Consider the following 1598-nt stretch of genomic DNA (forward strand, 5'->3'; position numbering starts at 1 on the left):
ACAACCGCGATACCGACGAGCACCAGGAAGATCAGCCCGAACAGAACAATCGGCGGCCCCAGAGCAAACATCCACCCCGACGAATCATCGTCTGAGGAGGAGCCAGAAGAGGAACTCGCCTCACCAGCCGCAGAGTCCGACGACTTCTCCGGCTTCGCCAAAGGGCCCGCCTTGGAACCAGCGGGAATGTCATACGTCACAGCACGAAAGGGACGGACGACCCCATATCCGAACTTCTCATCCGGCAGCTTGGGGTTGCGCGCTTCTTCCGGTCCTGGCACCTTGGCGGTCTTGATCAGACGGTTGATCACTTGCCCGGCCGAGAGGTCGGGGTGCTTAGCTCTCACCAACGCCGCTGACGCGGAGACGTAAGCGGTGGCATCCGACGTGCCGCTGGTCATCGCGTAACCGGAAGCAGATGTAGTGTCAGCGCCGACATTCTTGGTGGCTGGGGCAACCAGGGTGGTGTTCGATCCCCATGACGACTTCGCCCAGACGGCACCCCTGTCGTCCACGCCTCCCACCGAAACAACGCCGGGGTATCCCGCCGGGTAATTCTTCTCCCTGCGTCCCTCGTTGCCCGATCCGGCTACAACCACGACATCGTGCTTGATGGCGTACTCGATGGCCCTCTGATCAAGAGTGCTCTTCGACGTCACGATAGAGATGTTGATGACATCCGCTCCGTGATCGACTGCGTAACGTACCCCGTCAGCCCAGGACGCCCCGAGTTCACCGTCATCATGCTTGAACCGGATCGGGAGGATCTTCGCCCCGGGTGCAAGCCCCATGACTCCGGCGCTCGCGCCAGGCCCATGACCAGCCCCGGCGATCAGACCGGCCATGCTGGTGCCATGCCCGTCAGTGTCCTCCTGTGCGCTCCCGCCTTCTTTGGTGAAGTCCTTGCCGCTCAGGACTTGTCCCTTGAGATCGGGATGTGAAGCATCAACACCTGAGTCCACCACAGCGACGGTGACGCCCTTGCCTGTGGATTTGTCCCAGATCTTGCTGGCATCGAAAGCGGGCAAAGCCCACTGCCGATCGCGGATGTCGTCCGCAAATGCCGTCGGAGCGGAGCCGAGGAGCAGCGCTCCCGTCAACGCCCCGGTGCCCGCCAGGTGCAGCGCTCGTCGGAGTCTCAACTCCTGCTCCCTTTCCTGCTCTCGACGACGGCCCCCGCGAATGAAGTTCCGCGGGGGCCGTCTGTTTCGTCAGCGGCTGCCTGCCGCTGTGACTACTCGATCGTCTTCGGGACGCTGCGGCCGTCCTCAGGCGTCCAGGTCTCTTCGTCCTCGACGAGATAGTCGGGACGGTTTCCCTGCTCGTTCTCTTCCTCATCCGGCCGCTGGTTCGCGCCTCGACCGGCCAGCATGCCCGCACCTCGTCCACCGGCACCGGCAGCCCCGCCTCGGCCCTTGCCCTTGCCGAGGCCCGTTCCACCGGGTGTCGCCGGACGGCCGCCACTGATGCCCTTGGGGGCTCCGGCGACACCGCCCTTCGCCCTGGCGAGCGCGCCACGGCCACCGGCACCGACGCCGCCGCGACCGCCGGCACCCGCCGCTCCACCACGACCGCCCATGGCACCCGCACCGGCTACT

1 protein-coding gene and 1 pseudogene are annotated in these 1598 nt (G+C 65.1%); both read right to left on the reverse strand.

The features are described from left to right. Nucleotides 1–1142: type VII secretion-associated serine protease mycosin (mycP, locus tag AN218_RS34935; RefSeq protein ID WP_141747749.1), on the reverse strand; the 1142-nt coding region annotated here is incomplete at its 3' end. Between the two features lie 92 nt (nt 1143–1234). Then, a pseudogene (locus tag AN218_RS37635) lies at nt 1235–1598 on the reverse strand (hypothetical protein); the annotation flags it as partial.

The organism is Streptomyces nanshensis, from assembly GCF_001751255.1.
Lineage (GTDB): Bacteria > Actinomycetota > Actinomycetes > Streptomycetales > Streptomycetaceae > Streptomyces > Streptomyces nanshensis_A.